Here is an 18,750-nt window from a genome sequence, read left to right as displayed (position 1 = left end):
TTTGGCTAATTAATTCGACCTATTAGGAACGCCGGCGAGATTTAGACTTGCCTTGGCTAGAGTGTTTTTTTTGCTGTGGCTTTAGCTTTTTTTTGAGCCAACTACCTCCCCAATCGCTCACACTATGGGCCATGGCCCCTGCCTCCAAGCCAACAAAAATTGTTAGCAGTTCCCAACGGTGTTGCTCCAGCCATTGTCTCGGGATCAACCAGTTAATTCCCTGTAAATTAAGCTTTTGTAACAGTATCAGCACTGTCCCTATGCCTGCTGAAGCCAGTAGCAGCCAACTGCCTAGATACAATAAACGCAAAATCGTACCAATCAAAAAGCCGTGGGAAAGGGGCGATCGATGGGGAATGAAGTGGCGGTAGGGAAGCCAGACCCATCTCAGCCAGCCCCACCTTTTATATTGACAGGAATGGATGTCCAGATCCGGGCCAAACATCAACCCGCTAAATCCAAAGGCGATCGCCATTAGCAGGGTTAGTCGGGCACTACCAGTGCCAATAAATGTGATGGCCATAACCGCTGGGGTGGCTCCCAGGGTAATGCGGTCATGGATTTTACCGGCGGGCATGGCAAAGGCAAAAAGGGAATAGGTAACTAGGAAAAAATTTTTTCCGATGGCGATCGAACAAAACGATAACCTATGATATAGTGGTTAAGCACGAGTAAAGGGCGATTAGCTCAGTTGGTAGAGCGCCTGCCTTACAAGCAGGATGTCGGCGGTTCGAGCCCGTCATCGCCCATACGTTAAGCCTTTTTTGGACCTGGCCATTTTTGCCCCGCAAGGTGGGGTTCTGTGCTCCCGATCCTAATTGTCTGCCTGGGCAACTTTTTGACGATCGTAGTAACGGTTATTGTAGTAACGACCATAGTAGTAGCCATAACCGCCGGACGTAGAAGTGATAGCATTGGCCACAATTCCGATAACGTTGAGATCAGCCAACGCCAATTCCCGAAAAGCTTCCTTGATGCTATCCTTGCGGGTCTTATTGAGGCGCACCACCACCACCAGACCATCGGTTTGATCTGCAATCAGACGGGAATCCGTTAGACCCAAAATGGGGGGCGTATCGATCAAAATTAGGTCGAAAGTCTCTTTCCACTGATTCATTTTGACGACAAAATTTTGGGAAGCAGAAACCAACTGCTCCGGGGTCATGGTGTCATCTTGGACTTTGAAGTAGAACAGATTCTTGCCCAAAGGTTCGGGTAAATCCCCATTGTGACCATTAGAGTTGGCCACCAGACTGCCGAGGACGCCATTACCATCGGGGGTGGTGTTTTCGCCTCCGAAGCCGGTAATTTCAGCTAACTTCAACCAGGACTCCTTTTGAGGAAAATAGCGATCGCCATCCACCAGCAGCACTTTTTGCCCCAACTTAGCGGCAGCTTGGGCCAGGAAAAAAGCCGTGGTAGATTTTCCATCACCGGACTCAGCCGAGGTAACCACAAAGGAATGGCACTGGCGTTTGCGCTTGAGGAAAAACAGGTTGGAATAGAGCCTAGCGTAGGACTCTTGCATTGCCTCATTGGGCAGAGGGGAGCCATACTTAATACTGGCTCGCAAATCCTTTTCCAAGGGAATGTACCCTAGGATGGTGTGGTGCTGACTAGCTCTCAAATCTTCGACACTGTGATAGGCAGGATCTAGCTTATCAACCAATAGGGCCGCGCCTCCCCCGGCCAAAAGTCCCAGCATGACAGAAAGTAAAATATCCCTGGGCAGGGTATTAATCGGTGTATCGGGTAGGGTAATGGCGGAAACTAAGCGCCAGGGTACAAAGCTCCTCGCGACCTCCACTTCCAGTGCCTGCCTTGTGGTCACTAATTGGGTTAAACCACTTCTTTGAAGCTCCAATTCCTGTTGGAGACTGGCAAACTCGCCAGCAATGGTGGTGAAATTTTCCAATTGATTTCTCAGTTCCGCTTCCGACCCAATGATACTTTCCAGTTCAATGTTGAGAATATCTAGCTCAATGCCCACACTGGCAAGTTCCTGCAAAGCTTCTGCCTTGGGCCCCCCCACGTCTGTGGCAATGAGGACCTGATCCAATTCTCCATTGCTGAGCGTCCCCTTTTCTTTTTCGGCTTCGGCTCTGATCAACTGCAAAACGTTATCCTTTTCTTCTTGCAACTGCTCCATCTGGGGGCTATTGCCAGTGTAGATGGTGCTAGCTTCCGCCAATTTGAGGTTGATTTCGTTGAGCCGACTAACTAAGCCTGCATAGACAGGGGATTGTCCCAGGGAGCTCAAGCCAAAGGCACTATTGTTATCTATGCCCGTTTTTTGTTCCAGGGCATCTCGTTTGGCGGTTAGTTGTTGGATTTTGATCGACAAATTTTGCCGGAGCACATTAATTTCGTTGAGGCGTGAGCTGAGATTTTCTGCTGTCTGGCTAGGGTCAAAAAACTTATATTGCTGCTGCAATGCCAACATTTGCGCTTGCAACTCTGCCACCCGGTCTTGGAATTTGGGCAACTGGTCATTAACAAAGCGGAGTTTTTCACTCTCCTGTCTGGCTTGCTCTCTACGGGTGTAGTCTAAATATTGTTCAGCTAGAGCCTCCAAAACCGCCTTGACCCTTTCTTGGTCATTGCCCCGGTAGCTGATCTCAACAATGCCTGTGTCCGGCACCACCATCACCGACAGGCTAGCCAGAAAACTACTATAGGAAATTTGCTCCTCTGGGGGGAGGGCGTCATAAATTTGGCTCCAGACCGGCTCCAATAGAATATTACTTTGTAGAATTTCCGACTGGGTGTTCAAATATTCTTTGCCCCGGGGAAGGCTGCCCAGCAGTCCCGAACCTTGGAGTTGGGCCAGGGGATTAACCGTTTCATTCTCGGGGGGGGAAACCAGTAATTGGAAACTAGATTGAAAAACCGGCGGCTTATCAAGTTGCCGCTTGAGGTTCAAGCCTCCCACCGCTAGGGCCACCAGGACAACAATCCACCATCTCCTCCTCAATACACCTGTCAGGTTACCAAGGGAAAAAGAGTCCACTTCTTCAGCACCGTATGCTCCAACTAGCGGAGGGGGGGGGCTACCTTGGGGCAATTCTGGGTAACTGTAGGTCATTATCTTGGGGGGAATGGTTATTGGGCAAGGATGCTTGGGGAATTAGCCATGGTTTAGCACCTAGTGTGTGGAAGCAGTTTTATTTACTTGGGTCAATATTACCGTTATTTTCGGTGACTGTGCACTGTCAATACTAGCCTGGATCTACTGGGAAGGACTCCCACCGGGTTGTTCTAGTTCCTCGGACTACAGCAGGGCCGGAGGACAAAAAACCGAGTCAGAATCGGCGATCGCCATTGGCCAAAAGATTTAGCACCGATGATGATGATCATCTGTGGCCGGGTGGAGGGATGGAGAGTTTGAATTGTTATGACCATAATTGTCTTAGGTCAGTGTGATGCTAACGCAGAACCCCTGTCTCCATAAATTTGAACCTTCACACTTAAGTATTGTTTGCAACACTTAAGTATTAACCAGGTAAGATTGATAACAAATTTTTCCTTGTTTACCTGGACAAAAATGGGTCAATAAATTAGATTTGTCTGTAACCGAATTCGCTTGATCACGGACTCATATCCTGGAATAAAAACCAGTTCAGACTGAATAACTTTTTTGTTTTCCACAGCGGGAGAAGTTCTTAGTATAAGCTCTCGGCAGGAGTGAATGTTTTTTTCTTATAAAAACAATTGAATTTTCGTTTTTCCACCCTAGCCGGAGCCTCGACGGTCCCACAGATCTCGGTTTCGTCTGCCGTATTCTTAGACCAAGCTAAGAACGTATGCAGGATTCCTGTGGCCAAAAATAGGAAATGTAACCGGTGAAAAGCCAATAGTTTGCTCCCATTTGCGGTCCAGGGGAGAACGGCGACATAAATGCCCGGCAGGATTTCTGCCCACTTGGGGCAAGCCATTATGATGGAAGCCGGCCCTTCTCCATCATCATTCGGAGGACAATATGTCAGCAATAACGGCCCAGGAACTGGAATCACAAATGCCGGATGCCACTATGCTTTTGAGTGATGAACCGGAGATGGAAAGTTCAGTGCATTATTTGCAACTGCTCTTGCTAGTTACTAGTCTGGAGTGGGCCTGGCGTCAGAGGGATGATTTTTTTATTGGTGCCAACCTAACCATCTACTTCAGTCGACAACAACTCAAACACCGTGATTTTCGAGGCCCTGATTTTTTCCTGGTCAAGAATACCACCAGACACCCCCGCAATTCCTGGGTCGTGTGGGAGGAAGACGGGCGCTACCCCGACTTGATCATTGAGCTACTTTTCGAGTCCACTGCCAAAGTGGATAGAACCACCAAGCTGGACCTTTATGCCACTAGGTTCCACACCCCTGAGTATTTTTATTTTTCCCCTGAAACTTTGGAATTTGCCGGTTTTAGGTTAAATTTCAACCAATACTCTCCCGTAATTCCCAATGAGCAAGGATGGCTATGGAGTGAGGCGCTGGGATTTTTTCTTGGCATCCACCAGGGTCAGTTGCGCTATTTTTCCGTGGAGGGAATTTTAGTACCTACCCCTGAGGAGGCGGCCCAACAGGAAATATTGAGGCCTGACCAGGCCATGGCAAAGGTAGAGCAGGAGGCTCAACGGGCGGACCAAGAAAAATTCAGGGCCGATCGCCTGGCGGCCAAGCTGAGGGAGTTGGGATTGGATCCCGATGATGTTTAGCCATGGGCCTTTGGGCGTAGCAAAAATTGACCTCAAGTATGAAAACTTCCCCCCCAGAACTGATTATTGAAGCAGGACGCACGGAGCGTCAGTATTGGCAAGACCTATGGCGTTACCGGGAATTGTTTTACACCCTGGCTTGGCGGGACATTGCGGTACGGTACAAACAAACGGCGATCGGTATAGCTTGGGCCTTAATCCGGCCATTTTTGACCATGGTGGTGTTTACGGTGGTATTTGGTAAGTTGGCTAATTTACCTTCGGAGGGGGTGCCCTATCCCATTCTGGTGTTTGCGGGAATGTTGCCCTGGCAGTTTTTTTCCACTTCCCTTAGTTCCGCCAGCGATAGTCTAATTGCCAATGCCAATCTAATTTCTAAGGTGTATTTTCCTCGCTTAGTGGTGCCTACCAGTGCCGTGGTGACTAGCTTTGTTGATTTTTTAATTTCTGGGATGATTATGTTGGGGCTGATGGCTTGGTATAATTTCTTGCCCAGTTGGCATGTGATTACATTGCCTTTCTTCATTTTGATTGCCTTTATGGCTTCCATGGGAGCAGGGTTATGGCTTTGTTCCCTCAATGTCAAATACCGAGATTTTCGCTACATTGTGCCATTCATTGTCCAATTTGGTTTGTACATTTCCCCGGTGGGTTTTAGTAGTAATGTGGTGCCGGAAAAATGGCGATTGCTCTATTCCATTAACCCGATGGTGAGTGTAATTGATGGTTTTCGTTGGGCGATTTTGGGGGGAGAATCAACTATATTTCTGCCGGGTTTTTTGTTGTCTTTACTGTTGGTGATCATTATTTTTATAACAGGAATTCTCTATTTTCGTAAGATGGAACGCACCTTCGCTGATGTGATTTAACCATGGCAACAAACAAATGGTTTTATGAGCTATTGAAGGATTTTAAATACAGTTGCCTGAATTGGGTTTGACCGTGGCACAAGTTGCTCAGGTTGAACAGTTGAACAATGGCGATCGCCAAAGTAAGCTACCCATTAAAATAGGATTATCTTGCCCTGACCCTCAATGTGATTAAATTTCCTGGCATTATTGCCATCAAGCATCTTAACGGTGCTATTGATTACGATCGCCTTTTTGAGGTTCTATGACCAAACCGACTTTGAATTCCTCGGACTCGTTGCCAATCCCCGACAGTGGAGCAATGGATTCACTGTGGCAGCCCTCCTGGCTACATTGGCTAATTTCGGCGTTGAGTGGAACCGTCGAAATCGAGAAACAAACCGCTTGGCTCAAGAAGCACAACGAAGAGTTGAGGAAGGGCAACGCAGAATGGCTCAGGAAAGAGCAGATGAGTCTCGAAGAGCTGAGGAGAGAGAACGCCAAATTGCGCGAACTCGAATCGAAACTCGATGCCGTATTGCCGAAATACAATTCCAGCTTGACCCCTCAGACCGAAATCGAAGACTCTTAAGGGAGGCCTTAGCACTACTGGCTGAATATGGTGATCTGTTCTCGTAAAGGCGATCGCCTAGGAATTTGCCCATTACAATGAAATCATCTTCTCTCCATTTTTGATGTGGTTAGATTTTCTGGCTGACCCCATCCAATAAAAAGAGTGACTAAATACTACTACTACTATGGAGCAACTTTACGAAAGAGATTTTAGTCGATGGGCAGAAACCATGGCCGATCTCCTTGCTGCAGGGGATTTTACGTCCCTTGATATCGAGAATTTAGTGGAGGAAGTCCGGGATTTGTCAAAACGGGAAAGGGATCGCCTTTTAAGTAGTTTACGTTTAATTCTTCATCACTTCCTCAATTGGGACTACCAGCCCCAGAAACGTTCCCGCAGTTGGCAGAATACAATTGATCGAGAGCGGAACAATATTGAACTATATCTTGAGGACAGTCCCAGTCTGCAGCGTTATCTCAATGATGGGGTGTCTCTCGCTAAAATGTATCGGCTGGCGCGGGCCGACGCGATCCGGGAAACTGATTTAGATTTTCCCAAAGATTGCCTATACGATATGGAAGATGTATTAAGTCGCGTTATTTCCCTCGGTGAATGATCCTCTAGAGGGCGATCGCCAAATGAAAACCAATTGTTAAAATTAATTCACTCTTCTAAGCTGCACCATTATGGCTACCGTTTTAGACCTTCAGCCAATTATTTCGTTGAACCGAGGGCAATTTTATCAGCTCTGTCAAAACAATCCTGACCTCAGCCTAGAAAGAAACCCCCAAGGGAAGCTCATCATTCTGTCCCCAGTTGGTGGTGAAAGTGGTGCCCAAGAAGCGAGCCTTATTTTCAAAGTTTCTCTCTGGAATTATCAGAGTCAACTCGGAATTGTCTTTAGTTCCTCAACAATCTTTAGCCTACCCCAAGGTGGCGATCGCTCCCCCGATGTGGCTTGGGTCTCCCGAGGTAATTGGGAAAAGTTAACCCCAGCAGAACGAGAGGGTTTTCCCCCAATTTGTCCTGATTTTGTGATTGAACTCAGATCAAAAAGTGATCGTCTTAAACCCCTACAAGACAAAATGCTAGAGTACCTAACATCTGGTTTGCAACTAGGCTGGCTAATCAATCCACAACAAAAACAGGTGGAGATCTACCGCCAAAATCAACCCACAGAAATAACTAATCTCCCCACAAAATTGTCTGGGGAGAATGTTTTACCCGGATTTAGCATTTCTCTAGACTAGTTTTTTTTGTGGTCTATGGCTAATTCCTAAAAGTTGTCAGTTTTCTGCGGATGAGTTACTAAATCCAGAGTTTTTTCCTGATTAAGAATTGAACAATTATTTTTTTGGCTTTGTCTGGTAAGCTTACGCTATCTGGTTAGGGCGTTTTAAAAACTTTATTTATGTCTGATACAGTCATTCGAGTGGAAAATCTTGGGAAAAAATATATCATCGGTCACCAGCGGCGGGAACGCTATACAACTCTCCGGGATATGATGGCAGAGAAGGCCCGCTCCTTTGGTCAGATGTTTAGACGTAATGGTAAGGAAGATTACCCTACCCACGAAGAGTTTTGGGCGCTGAAGGATGTGTCCTTTGAAATTAAGCAGGGCGATCGGGTTGGCATTATTGGGCGCAATGGGGCGGGTAAGTCAACACTTTTAAAGATTCTCAGCCGGATTACGGAGCCGACGGAGGGGCGCATTTCTATTAAGGGTCGGGTGGCGAGTCTGTTGGAGGTGGGGACGGGGTTCCATCCTGAGTTGACGGGGCGGGAGAATATTTATCTGAATGGGGCGATTTTGGGGATGGGCAAGGCGGAAATTAAGAAGAAGTTTGATGAGATTGTGGCGTTTGCGGAGGTGGAGAAGTTTTTGGATACTCCTGTCAAGCGGTATTCTTCGGGGATGTATGTGCGCTTGGCGTTTGCGGTGGCGGCCCATTTGGAGCCGGAAATTTTAATTGTGGATGAAGTGTTGGCGGTGGGAGATGCCCAGTTTCAAAAACGTTGCCTTGGCAAAATGGAGGATGTTGCAGAAAAAGAGGGTAGAACGGTAATTTTTGTTAGCCATGCTATGCCCATGATTGCTTCTTTATGTAATAGCTGTTTTCTCCTAAAGCACGGCGAAGTTATTAAGGAAGGAAGTCCCGGCTCTGTAATTGCCTATTACCAAAGTGATGGACAGCATAGTCCAGGCTCTGTTGACTATACTTCATCTCCTTCTCCCCCTGGAGACCATTTAGCAGTTTTAAGAAGGGGATGGATCGAAAATGAAAAAGGAGAGCAATCTTTAGATGTTCGGATTGATGAGCCCCTAACGGTTTATATGGAATATGAAGTTCAACAAAAAACACCAGGCACCCCCTATCCAAATTTTCACTTTTATGATGATAAAAATAATTGTGCTTTTGTGACTGCCGCTATGGTTGATATAAATTCTCCTCTAGAAGAGGGAGTTTATCGTGCCCTTTGTCATATCCCGGCCAATTTTTTGAACGACGGTGTTTACTCGGTGGGATTGGCTGTCACGTTTATGCACTCAGGCGTCCACGTCAGTTTTTATGATCAATCTGCTTTGGTTTTTAATGTGACTGACCCGATTGAAGGGGTGATAACCCGGGGCATGGGTTATGTAGGGCCGATACCAGGGGTTTTAAGGCCAGTACTTGACTGGAATGTGGAGAAAATTGCATGAAAGCTGTAATTCTTGCCGGTGGCTTGGGGACTAGAATTTCCGAAGAAACTCATCTTCGACCTAAGCCGATGATTGACATTGGCGGGCGACCCATTCTCTGGCACATCCTTAAACTCTATTCTGCCTACGGTGTAAATGATTTTATTATTTGCTGTGGTTATAAAGGCTATGTTATTAAGGAATATTTTGCCAATTATTTTCTACATATGTCCGATGTAACCTTTGACATGGTTTCCAATGAAATGATTGTCCATCAGAGAAAGGCAGAGCCATGGAAAGTGACCTTAGTGGATACCGGGGAAAATTCCCTTACAGGGGGAAGATTAAAGCGGATTAAAACTTTTATTGAAAATGACAATGCTTTTTGTTTTACCTATGGTGATGGTTTGGCAAATATTAATATTCAAGAATTAATTGCTTTTCATCAAAGTCATGGTAGGTTGGCTACGGTCACAGCAGTTGTGCCCCCCGGTCGATACGGCGCACTGAAATTAGAAAACTCTAAGGTTTTCGGGTTTACGGAAAAGCCTCCCGGTGATGGCGGTCTAATTAACGGCGGTTTCTTTGTTTTATCTCCCCGTTGCTTGGATTTTATTGGGGGGGATATGGATAGTTGGGAGGGTGAGCCCCTAACTGAATTGTCTGGTAAGGGGGAGTTGATGGCATTTGAGCATAGGGGTTTTTGGCAACCAATGGATACTTTACGGGATAAGAATCATCTAGAAGAGTTGTGGCAATCTGGTCAGGCTCCTTGGAAGGTATGGTAAATGCTAGATAAGTCGTTTTGGCAAGGTAAATCCGTTTTTTTAACGGGCCATACGGGTTTTAAAGGCAGTTGGTTAACTCTCTGGCTCAGTCAGTTGGGAGCAAAGGTGTCGGGCTATTCATTAGATCCTCTGACAAACCCTAACTTATGTGAACTGGCTGAAATTGCTAAATGTTTGCGCTCTGATACTCGGGCTGATGTCAATGATTTAGCGAATCTTCAAAAGGCGATCGCCGAAGCCAGGCCGGAGATTGTCTTTCACCTTGCAGCCCAGCCTCTAGTGCGCCGTAGCTATCGTGATCCAGTCGGCACTTTTGCCACTAACGTGATGGGAACTGCCCACCTTCTTGAGGCGTTGCGGGCCTCTGACTCAGTGCGAGTGGTGGTGATTGTGACTACCGATAAGGTTTATCGCAATGTTGAATGGTGTTGGCCATACCGAGAAGATGATCAACTGGGAGGTCATGATCCCTATAGTGCGAGCAAGGCCGCCTGCGAAATCGTAGTAGCCAGTTATCGTGATGCCTTTCTTCGAGAACAAGGAGTGGCCGTGGCCAGCGCCCGGGCCGGCAATGTCATCGGAGGGGGAGATTGGTCAGAGGATCGTCTCATTCCTGATGTTGTCCGCGCCCTAGATGCAAAAACGATGGTCATAATCCGTCGTCCCCAAGCTATTCGTCCCTGGCAACATGTGTTAGAGCCTCTAGCTGGCTATTTATTGTTAGCTCAAAAACTTTGGCATTCACCAGAATTGGCAGGGGCCTATAACCTAGGCCCGGAAACAAAAGACGCAGCCACTGTGCGTCAAATATTAGAATTTGCTTCGCGAATAGAACCCGGCTTGCAAGTGGAATATGGCGATGGCAATGAAGGGCCCCATGAGGCGGGTTGGTTATCCCTCGAGATTGCAAAAGCGCGAACTTTACTGGGATATCGTCCTAGTTGGGGGGTCGAGGAGGCAGTACGACGCACAATGATCTGGTATCGTTCTCAACGACAGGGAGAAAGCCCATTAACTCTTTGTCAGACAGAAATTGAAGAATATGAAAAGGAGCTAATGGCTCTGTCAGACCTTGCTATCTGAAACAAAAACCCAGCAAAAATGACTACTATGGGAAGATTTTTGACTGAAGATTTGGGCATTGCCGGACTCAGAACCGTTATCCGTCAGCCCATCGGCGATCGCCGGGGATTTTTGGCCCGTTTGTTTTGTGCTGAGGAGTTGAAGGAAGTAGGTTGGCATAAACCCATTGCCCAGATTAACCATACCCATACGGCCCAAGGCGGCACTGTGCGAGGTATGCATTACCAAAATCCTCCCTCTGCGGAAATGAAATTGGTTACTTGCATTCGGGGTCAGGTTTGGGATGTGGCGGTGGATTTGCGGGTTGATTCCCCCACTTTTTTGACTTGGCAAGGGGTAGTACTAAGTGCGGATAACAATAGGGCATTGTTGATACCCGAAGGCTGTGCCCATGGTTTTCAAGCCTTGAGCGATGATGTTGAATTGATTTACTGTCACTCGGTCGCCTATAACCCGATGGCGGAAGGGGGGTTGAATCCCCAAGATCCTCGCCTAGGGATTGAGTGGCCCCAAGCAATTACCGAATTATCCCAGCGAGACCAAAATCACCCCTTACTAGATTCCACCTTTTTAGGTCTGAGTTTATGAAATGTCGCCATTGCCATACACCTTTAAAGCAAACATTCCTGGATTTGGGTTTTGCCCCCCCGTCCAATGCCTATTTGAACCAGATTGATTTAAGTAGACCGGAGGTTACTTATCCATTAAGGATCAAGGTTTGTGAACAGTGTTGGCTAGTACAAACAGAAGACTACACCCAGGCGGAAGAGTTATTCTGTGGGGACTATGCCTATTTTTCCAGCACGTCTAGTAGTTGGCTTAGCCATGCGGCCCGTTATGTGGAAAAGATTACAGAGCGGCTAGGTTTGACTACGGATAGTTTTGTCATTGAGGTGGCGGCCAATGATGGCTATCTGCTCAAGAATTTTGTGGCGGCGGGGGTTCCCTGTCTGGGCATTGAACCAACAGCTAGCACGGCGGCGGCGGCGGAAAAACTAGGGATTGCTGTTTTAAAAGAGTTTTTTGGAGAAAATTTAGGGCGATCGCTCTCAGCAAAGGGCCAACAGGCTGATTTGATTATTGGTAATAATGTCTTTGCCCATGTACCGGATATTAATGATTTTACGTTGGGTTTAAAACAAGCCCTGAAACCAGGGGGAACCATTACCTTAGAATTTCCCCACCTAATGCAATTACTGGCCCAGACCCAATTTGATACGGTTTACCATGAGCATTTTTCCTATCTTTCTCTCTACACGGTCACAAAAATCTTTGCTAAAGCTGGCTTGCAGGTGTGGGATGTGGAAGAGTTACCTACCCATGGCGGCAGTTTACGGGTCTATGGCTGTCATCTAGGCGATCGCCAAGTTAGTGAGCGAGTAAGGGAATTATTGAAACAGGAAACGGCCCAGGGTTTACAGGATTTAGCAATCTATCAGCATTTCCAGGAACGGGCAGATCAGATTAAAAATCAATTGCTAGCCTTTTTGATTGAACAGAAAACAGCGGGGAAGGTGGTGGCCGGTTATGGGGCAGCGGCTAAAGGTAATACTTTGCTCAATTATGCTGGGGTGAAACCGGATTTGTTGCCCTTTGTTTGTGATGCATCTTCATCTAAGCAGGGTAAGTTTTTACCCGGTAGTCATATTGCCATTTTGCCTCCAACGGCGATCGCCGAAAAACACCCGGATTTTGTCCTGATTTTGCCTTGGAATTTACGGACAGAGATCATGACCCAGTTGGGCTATGTGGGAGACTGGGGGGGGCAATTTGTGACCGCAATTCCTAATTTACAGATTTGTTAGAATGTTGAGCAGGTAAAGAAAATAAGCAACTCCTATGGTTGAAGCAACAGCCCTCACCTCACTTTACGAACAAGATTATCCTGCCTGGTTAGATTTGACCCTAACACAACTTAAACAGCAGCAATTTAGCGTCATTGATTGGGCTAATTTGATTGAGGAAATAGAAGAATTGGGCCGAGAACAACGACACAAGGTAGAAAGTTATCTGTTGCGTCTTCTCATCCACCTACTTTTGTACGAGCATTGGCAAGCTGAACGCCCCTGGTCAGGTAAAGGCTGGGAAAAAGAGATTGATAATTTTCGGTTAGAGCTTGATTCCCTGCTGGAGTCCCAAGTTCTTCATAACCATTTTGAGACAGTTCTACCAAAAAACTACGCCAAAGCCCGCAAACTGGCTATCAAAAAATCTCACTTATCACCAACAATATTTCCTGAAGTTTGTCCCTATACCCTGGGTCAAATTCTTGACTTTGGTTGGTTGCCATAATCAAAAAAGTTTTTATAATTGTTGGTAAATTTACCGGACGATTAAGTATTATGTCTGCCATAACTGCCCAAGAGTTAGAAGCTCAAATGCCCGATGCTAGTCAATTATTGAGCGATGAACCAGAAATGGAAAGTTCTTTGCACTATATGCAGTTACTACTGTTAGTTACCTGCTTAGAATTGGCCTGGCAAGACCGAAACGATTTTTTTATTGGTGCAAATTTGACTATCTATTTTAGCCGTCAGCAATTAAAGAGTCATGACTTTCGTGGTCCTGACTTTTTCTTGGTTAAAAATACTGCCAGAAAACCTCGAAAATCTTGGGTGGTTTGGGAGGAAGATGGTCGCTATCCTGATTTGATTATTGAGCTTTTATCGGATTCGACTGCAGACACTGATCGCCATTTGAAACGAGATTTATACGCAGAAAGATTTCATACACCAGAATATTTTTATTTTTCTCCGGATACCCTGGAGTTGGCGGGCTTTAGGCTAGATGGTGACAAGTATCAACCTATTATACCCAATGATCAGGGTTGGCTTTGGAGTAAGGTGCTGGGTTTTTTCTTGGGAATAGAGGGGCAAGAATTGCGCTATTTCACCCTAGAGGGCGCTGTTCTCCCCACCCCCCAAGAAGCGGTAAGAATAGAAGTGGACAAGGGGATGGCCATGGTTGAACAGGAAAGACTCAAGGCAATTCAAGCTGAGCAGGATGCTGAACAGGAAAGACTCAAGGCAACTCAAGCTCAACAGGATGCTGAACAGGAAAGACTCAAGGCAATTCAAGCTCAACAGGATGCTGAACAGGAAAGACTCAAGGCAATTCAAGCTCAACAGGATGCTGAACAGGCTAAGGCTGAACTACAAAAATTACAAGATAAAGTTAGATCCCTTGGTATTTCTATAGATTAATTAGTTTATGTCTAAATTCCGCGTTTACTACACTAATCCCTCGATCACCAAACTTTAAAGTGGAGAACTCCACCGCTGAGGCCAGCTATGAAGAAAAGATGCTAAAAGGTCACTTAGTTCTTAATTTACTTAACGGGGAAAATAAACTGCTATGGTTTTTACATTAGAAAAGTCTCAATCAGCGGCTAATCACTTAGTTTTACCAGGTGTTTCTTGGGAAAAGTTTGAGGAAATTGAAGCTACTTTTGAAGGTATTGAAGGAGTTCGTTTTATTTATTTAGATGGAGAGCTGGAAATTGTTATGAGTCCAAGCAAGGCCCATGAAAAAGCAAAAAGTACTATTGGGCTTTTGCTGGAAGCCTATATGAGGGCAAAGAAAATCAGGTTTTATACGATGGGTAGTTTAACTTTAGGTACGAAAGAAGTTACGGGACGAAAGGAGCCAGATGAGTCCTATAATATTCACATAGTAAAGGACATTCCCGATTTAGTTATTGAGGTAATTGTCACTAGCGGGAGTATTAATATTTTGGAAATATACCGCCGCATTGGTGTTCCCGAAGTTTGGTTTTATCAGGATTCTGCATTGACCGTTTACACGCTTAAAGAGGGACAATATTTGAAGGTTGATAACAGTCAATTATTGCCAGAATTAAATCTAGAAATATTCGTAAAATATGTTAGTCACCCGGATCAATATGATGCGGTAACTGAATTTATTGATGAGTTAACCTGTCTATAATCGTTTTTATTGCTAAATCCCGCATTTACTACACCAAGCCGTTGATCGCCATACAATGCCCATTATTAGTCGTTTTTTAGGAATCACAATCTGCATGTACTAGAATGATCGTTCGCCTCCCCACTACCATGCAAGATACGGTGAATATGAAATCATTGTCGAAATCGAAACAGGTGTAGTGAATGGGTCATTTCCAAAACGAGCATTACGTCATGTTTTAGAATGGCATGATTTACATCAACCCGAGTTAATAGCCAATTGGCAACTTTGTCGCCAACAAGAAGATCTAAAATTCATTCTTCCTTTGGAGTAAAGTTATGTTTTTACATGTTGTTTCTGCTTCTTACATGGATAACTACAAAATTAAGCTTCAATTTAATGATCATCGTACTGGAATTGTCGATCTAGTCGATAGTTTAAACGGCAAGATGTTTAGTCCATTGCAAGATCTGGTTTTGTTTCAACAATTTGGAGTTGATGCAGAATTGGGAACAGTTTGTTGGTCAAATGGTGCTGACTTTGCGCCTGAATATCTGTATTTTCTCGCATTTCGTGATCTTCCTGAATTGAAGGAACAGTTTGAAAAATGGGGGTATTTGCGAGCTAAAGTTGCCGTTAGTTGATTCTACCTCTGAAATAAATAACCCTGATATGTGGAGTTCAAATTAAGACTGATTTTATGGCTAAATCCCGCATTTACTACACTAAGCCCTCAATAACTGAGCTGGAAGTCGAGTATGCTACTGATGCCGCTCGCAATGGCTGGGGCGATCGCTGTTATGAATATATTGTGCGTTTTGAAGAAGTATTTAAAAAATATTTAGGGGTCGAATATAGCATTGCAACTTCTAGCTGTACGGGGGCTTTGCACATGGGGATGGCGGCTCTGGGGATTGGCCCTGGTGATGAGGTGATTTTAGCGGATACGAATTGGATTGCTACGGTGGCTCCCATTGTCCATCTGGGGGCCAAGCCGGTATTTGTGGATATTTTGCCAGATAGTTGGTGTATTGATCCCGTTTTGGCGGAGCAAGCGATTACGCCACGGACGAAGGCGATTGTGGCGACTCATATTTACGGCAATCTCTGTGATATGGAGGCTTTATTGGCGATCGAGCAACGCCATGGCATTCCGATTATTGAGGATGCGGCAGAGGCGATCGGCTCGGTTTACCATGGCAAGCGGGCTGGCTCGATGGGTAAGTTTGGCAGTTTTTCTTTCCACGGTACGAAGACGTTGACAACTGGGGAAGGGGGGATGTTCGTGACCAATGATCCTGATTTATACGAGACGGTGTTAACGCTCTCGAATCATGGCCGGGCTAGGGGGCAAACGAAGCAGTTTTGGGCGGATATGGTGGGCTTTAAATATAAGATGTCCAATATCCAAGCGGCGATCGGCTGTGCTCAAATGGAGCGCATTGAAGAGTTGGTTAGCCGTAAACGGGAAATCCTTAGTTACTATAAAGAAAATTTGGAGTCTTTACCGGGGATAACAATGAATCCTGAGCCAAAGGGTATGGTTAATGGTGGATGGATGCCAACGGCGGTATTTAGCCCTGAATCTGGTATTACTCGGGAAAAGTTACAAGTCCTTTTTAAGGAGGCGAATGTGGATGCCCGTGTTTTCTTTTGGCCGTTATCGAGTTTATCGATGTTTGATGATAAGCCCACAAATAAGTTGGCATGGGATATTCCAACAAGGGCAATAAATTTGCCTAGTTATCATGATTTGAGTGGCAAGGATATTAAACAGGTTATTGATTCTATGACAGACAATCTTTATCCGAAAAACGCAAATAGATCAAAAAAATGAATCAACGAATCAAAGTAATGATTGCTGGGATTGGAGGGGCTTCTCTTGGCACAGAAATTTGTAAGTCCCTCAAACTGGCTAAAATATACGACGTATTTGGATGTGATATTTCTGCTACTGCCTATGGTATGTATGAAAATGACTTTTTGAATACCTATCAAGTCTCATCTAGTAACTATGCGAGAAATGTTCTGGATGTTTGTGTTGATGCGGGCGTAAAATGGCTAATCCCAGGTGGCGAAGAGCCAATGAAACTGTTAGGTCAAGAAACAAAAATGTTTGCTGCGGCAAATATTCATGTGGTAGCAAATTCACCTAGTTTAATATCTATTTGCTCCAATAAAAAGCGTACTTTTAATAAATTAACTGAGTTAGAAATATCAATTCCTAAAACTATTGCGCTACAAAGTAAATCAGATTTAGACTACATCGGATTGCCCTGTATTGTTAAGCCTTCAACGGGAACAGGGGGTAGTGTTTCTGTCTTTTTTGCTGTTAGTTTTGAAGAGGCTATGGTTTATGCTGAGTTTATTAAACGTAATGGAAGCGAGCCTATCGCTCAAGAATATATTGATATTAACGAGGGCGAATTTACGATTGGTGTTTTGTCTCTTCCCAACCAAAATGTTGTCGGTTCGATTGCTCTAAAGCGAGAATTGAGCGCCAAATTATCCGTTGCATACCGAGGCCGTGGTGGTATTATTTCTAGTGGCTACTCCCAAGGGTACATTGGTGAATATCCAGAATTGTGTAAGCAAGCGGAAGATATAGCTAAAGCACTCAATAGTGCTGGCCCTATTAATATCCAAGCAAGAGTCAGGAATGGAAAACTTATGCCATTTGAGATTAATCCACGATTTTCAGCATCAACATATCTTCGGGCTATGGCTGGTTTTAATGAAGTTGACATAATGCTTCGGTATTTAGCCTTGCAAATAGAACCTCAAAAACCGTTAATTCAGACTGGTTGGTATTTGCGTAGTTTAACTGAGCAGTATGTTTCAGAAGAGGCCTTAAGATGAAAATACGTTGGATTACACCACTTCTAGGTACGGCTGCTTTTAACGCTGTTCAGAATATTACAGATATTACTGTTGTTGATGTTCGAGATCTTGTAGATAAAGCTGGCAATGATAACAGTGCTATTTTGCATAAAATTCACCAAGGAGTCGATTTAATTAAGCAAGGTAAGCGCACTGTAATTTGTTGTGACTATGGAATGTCTCGGAGTAATGCCATAGCTGTTGGTATTATTACAAACTTGGAAAAAATCCCTTTTAACCAAGCTCTGCGTCAAGTTCAAGAAGCTACTGGCGAAGCAGAAATTAAGCTTGATCCACTCAACGCAGTTCGTCAAGCTTTAGGAGTGAATATTAAAAAAGAAAAGTGTAGTCAATATAGAAATATTTTAATCACAGGGGGGAGGGGATTCATAGGCACAGCCTTGCAAGGTGCTTTAATTAATAGTGAATTTAGGTTAATATCTCCAACTCGTGAGCAGATTGACATTTTTGCTGGGAGTACAAAGCTTGATTTATTGGCCAGTGAAGAAAATATTGATTGTATTGTTCACTTGGCAAATCCCAGAGTTTATACTTCCAACGTTGCGATGGGACAAACTCTAACAATGTTGCGTAATGTTATTGATGTATGTCTTGCAAAAGATATTCCCTTGATTTATCCATCTAGTTGGGAAATCTATTCTGGATATGCTGGCACAATTCATGCTGACGAATCTACACCAGCATTGCCTCGTGGTCCATACGGAGAGACAAAATATTTAGCAGAAATATTAATAGATCATTGTCGGCGTACTCGTGGCTTACGTTGTGCTATCTTGCGATCTAGTCCAGTTTATGGCTCAATGTCTGACAAACCGAAGTTTATATTTAACTTCTTTAAAAAAGCGAGTCAAGGGCAGAAAATAGTTACCCATCACTATATCAATGGCAATCCCAAATTAGATCTCCTTCACATCGATGACCTTATATCGTCTATCGTTGCGACCCTCAAGTCTAGGTTTATCGGTAATCTTAATATAGGAACTGGACAATTAAGTTCAACCTTGAAAATTGCCGAGATGATTAGAGATGAGTTAGGCAGTTCTAGTATGATCCAACAAATAGAGGTAAATACAGAAGTTGCATCAATTGCAATGAATTATGGGCGAGCTAATCATGTTTTAGATTGGGAGCCTGTAATTTTCTTTGAGCAAGGTTTAAAGTCCCTTCTACATCAAATTTCCACCAACTAAGAAAGCAAGCAAATGCACCTAAAAACAGAAAAAGAACTACAAGAAGGATTT

20 protein-coding genes, 1 tRNA gene and 1 pseudogene are annotated in these 18,750 nt (G+C 44.7%); 19 read left to right on the top strand and 3 right to left on the bottom strand.

Annotated features, from left to right (window positions below):
• Positions 1–22 precede the first annotated feature (22 nt).
• Positions 23–577, bottom strand: a complete 555-nt coding sequence (locus tag H6G46_RS06480) for a metal-binding protein (RefSeq protein ID WP_010871522.1) — start codon at positions 575–577, stop codon at positions 23–25.
• A 99-nt stretch (positions 578–676) separates the two neighbouring features.
• Here H6G46_RS06480 and H6G46_RS06475 point away from each other — a divergent pair.
• A tRNA-Val gene (locus tag H6G46_RS06475) sits at positions 677–749 on the top strand.
• A gap of 65 nt (positions 750–814) precedes the next feature.
• On the opposite strand, the gene H6G46_RS06470 is transcribed toward H6G46_RS06475, so the two are convergent.
• Complete coding sequence (locus tag H6G46_RS06470) at positions 815–3,085, bottom strand: exopolysaccharide transport family protein (RefSeq protein WP_010871523.1); 2,271 nt, start codon at positions 3,083–3,085, stop codon at positions 815–817.
• Between the two features lie 173 nt (positions 3,086–3,258).
• Complete coding sequence (locus H6G46_RS06465) at positions 3,259–3,402, bottom strand: hypothetical protein (protein ID WP_158299067.1); 144 nt, start codon at positions 3,400–3,402, stop codon at positions 3,259–3,261.
• A gap of 577 nt (positions 3,403–3,979) precedes the next feature.
• Between H6G46_RS06465 and H6G46_RS06460 the strand changes: the two genes are divergently transcribed.
• The 18 genes and pseudogenes from H6G46_RS06460 (at position 3,980) to H6G46_RS06375 (ending at position 18,699) form a co-directional block, all read left to right on the top strand.
• The gene (locus tag H6G46_RS06460) at positions 3,980–4,708 is read left to right on the top strand and encodes a Uma2 family endonuclease (protein WP_010871525.1); all 729 of its coding nucleotides are present in this window, start codon (positions 3,980–3,982) and stop codon (positions 4,706–4,708) included.
• A gap of 38 nt (positions 4,709–4,746) precedes the next feature.
• A complete protein-coding gene (locus tag H6G46_RS06455; protein ID WP_010871526.1) occupies positions 4,747–5,577 on the top strand; it encodes an ABC transporter permease in 831 nt (276 codons plus the stop codon).
• Positions 5,578–5,821: 244 nt separating this feature from the next.
• Entirely contained in the window at positions 5,822–6,148 is a 327-nt protein-coding gene (locus H6G46_RS06450) for a hypothetical protein (protein ID WP_041428165.1), read from the top strand.
• A 166-nt stretch (positions 6,149–6,314) separates the two neighbouring features.
• A complete protein-coding gene (locus tag H6G46_RS06445; RefSeq protein WP_010871528.1) occupies positions 6,315–6,746 on the top strand; it encodes a DUF29 domain-containing protein in 432 nt (143 codons plus the stop codon).
• Between the two features lie 70 nt (positions 6,747–6,816).
• Entirely contained in the window at positions 6,817–7,380 is a 564-nt protein-coding gene (locus tag H6G46_RS06440) for a Uma2 family endonuclease (protein WP_010871529.1), read from the top strand.
• Positions 7,381–7,541: 161 nt separating this feature from the next.
• Positions 7,542–8,834, top strand: coding sequence for an ABC transporter ATP-binding protein (locus tag H6G46_RS06435; protein WP_010871530.1), 1,293 nt, complete (start codon positions 7,542–7,544; stop codon positions 8,832–8,834).
• Positions 8,831–9,601, top strand: a complete 771-nt coding sequence (gene rfbF, locus H6G46_RS06430) for a glucose-1-phosphate cytidylyltransferase (protein WP_010871531.1) — start codon at positions 8,831–8,833, stop codon at positions 9,599–9,601. Before H6G46_RS06435 ends, rfbF begins: the two co-directional genes overlap by 4 nt.
• Positions 9,602–10,684, top strand: coding sequence for a CDP-glucose 4,6-dehydratase (gene rfbG, locus H6G46_RS06425; RefSeq protein WP_010871532.1), 1,083 nt, complete (start codon positions 9,602–9,604; stop codon positions 10,682–10,684).
• Positions 10,685–10,702: 18 nt separating this feature from the next.
• Positions 10,703–11,272 (top strand): dTDP-4-dehydrorhamnose 3,5-epimerase, encoded by a 570-nt coding sequence (rfbC, locus tag H6G46_RS06420; protein WP_010871533.1) that lies wholly within the window; start codon positions 10,703–10,705, stop codon positions 11,270–11,272.
• The gene (locus tag H6G46_RS06415; protein WP_020861422.1) at positions 11,269–12,489 is read left to right on the top strand and encodes a class I SAM-dependent methyltransferase; all 1,221 of its coding nucleotides are present in this window, start codon (positions 11,269–11,271) and stop codon (positions 12,487–12,489) included. Before rfbC ends, H6G46_RS06415 begins: the two co-directional genes overlap by 4 nt.
• Before the next feature lie 34 nt (positions 12,490–12,523).
• Positions 12,524–12,976, top strand: coding sequence for a DUF29 domain-containing protein (locus H6G46_RS06410; protein WP_010871535.1), 453 nt, complete (start codon positions 12,524–12,526; stop codon positions 12,974–12,976).
• 50 nt (positions 12,977–13,026) lie between these two features.
• Entirely contained in the window at positions 13,027–13,887 is an 861-nt protein-coding gene (locus H6G46_RS06405; protein WP_010871536.1) for a Uma2 family endonuclease, read from the top strand.
• Positions 13,888–14,038: 151 nt separating this feature from the next.
• The gene (locus tag H6G46_RS06400; protein WP_010871537.1) at positions 14,039–14,629 is read left to right on the top strand and encodes a Uma2 family endonuclease; all 591 of its coding nucleotides are present in this window, start codon (positions 14,039–14,041) and stop codon (positions 14,627–14,629) included.
• Between the two features lie 118 nt (positions 14,630–14,747).
• Positions 14,748–14,942: pseudogene (locus H6G46_RS18445) on the top strand (DUF4160 domain-containing protein); the annotation flags it as partial.
• Positions 14,943–14,946: 4 nt separating this feature from the next.
• Positions 14,947–15,252, top strand: a complete 306-nt coding sequence (locus tag H6G46_RS06390) for a DUF2442 domain-containing protein (RefSeq protein ID WP_010871538.1) — start codon at positions 14,947–14,949, stop codon at positions 15,250–15,252.
• Between the two features lie 56 nt (positions 15,253–15,308).
• A complete protein-coding gene (locus tag H6G46_RS06385) occupies positions 15,309–16,445 on the top strand; it encodes a DegT/DnrJ/EryC1/StrS family aminotransferase (protein WP_010871539.1) in 1,137 nt (378 codons plus the stop codon).
• Complete coding sequence (locus H6G46_RS06380) at positions 16,442–17,467, top strand: ATP-grasp domain-containing protein (RefSeq protein WP_010871540.1); 1,026 nt, start codon at positions 16,442–16,444, stop codon at positions 17,465–17,467. The genes H6G46_RS06385 and H6G46_RS06380 overlap by 4 nt, the downstream gene beginning before the upstream one ends.
• Entirely contained in the window at positions 17,464–18,699 is a 1,236-nt protein-coding gene (locus H6G46_RS06375) for an NAD-dependent epimerase/dehydratase family protein (RefSeq protein WP_010871541.1), read from the top strand. Before H6G46_RS06380 ends, H6G46_RS06375 begins: the two co-directional genes overlap by 4 nt.
• The last annotated feature ends 51 nt before the right edge of the window (positions 18,700–18,750 follow it).

Source organism: Synechocystis sp. FACHB-908 (assembly GCF_014698595.1).
GTDB lineage: Bacteria > Cyanobacteriota > Cyanobacteriia > Cyanobacteriales > Microcystaceae > Synechocystis.
The sequence above is the reverse complement of the archived record's forward strand: the minus strand, read 5'-3'. Positions and strand labels throughout refer to the sequence as shown.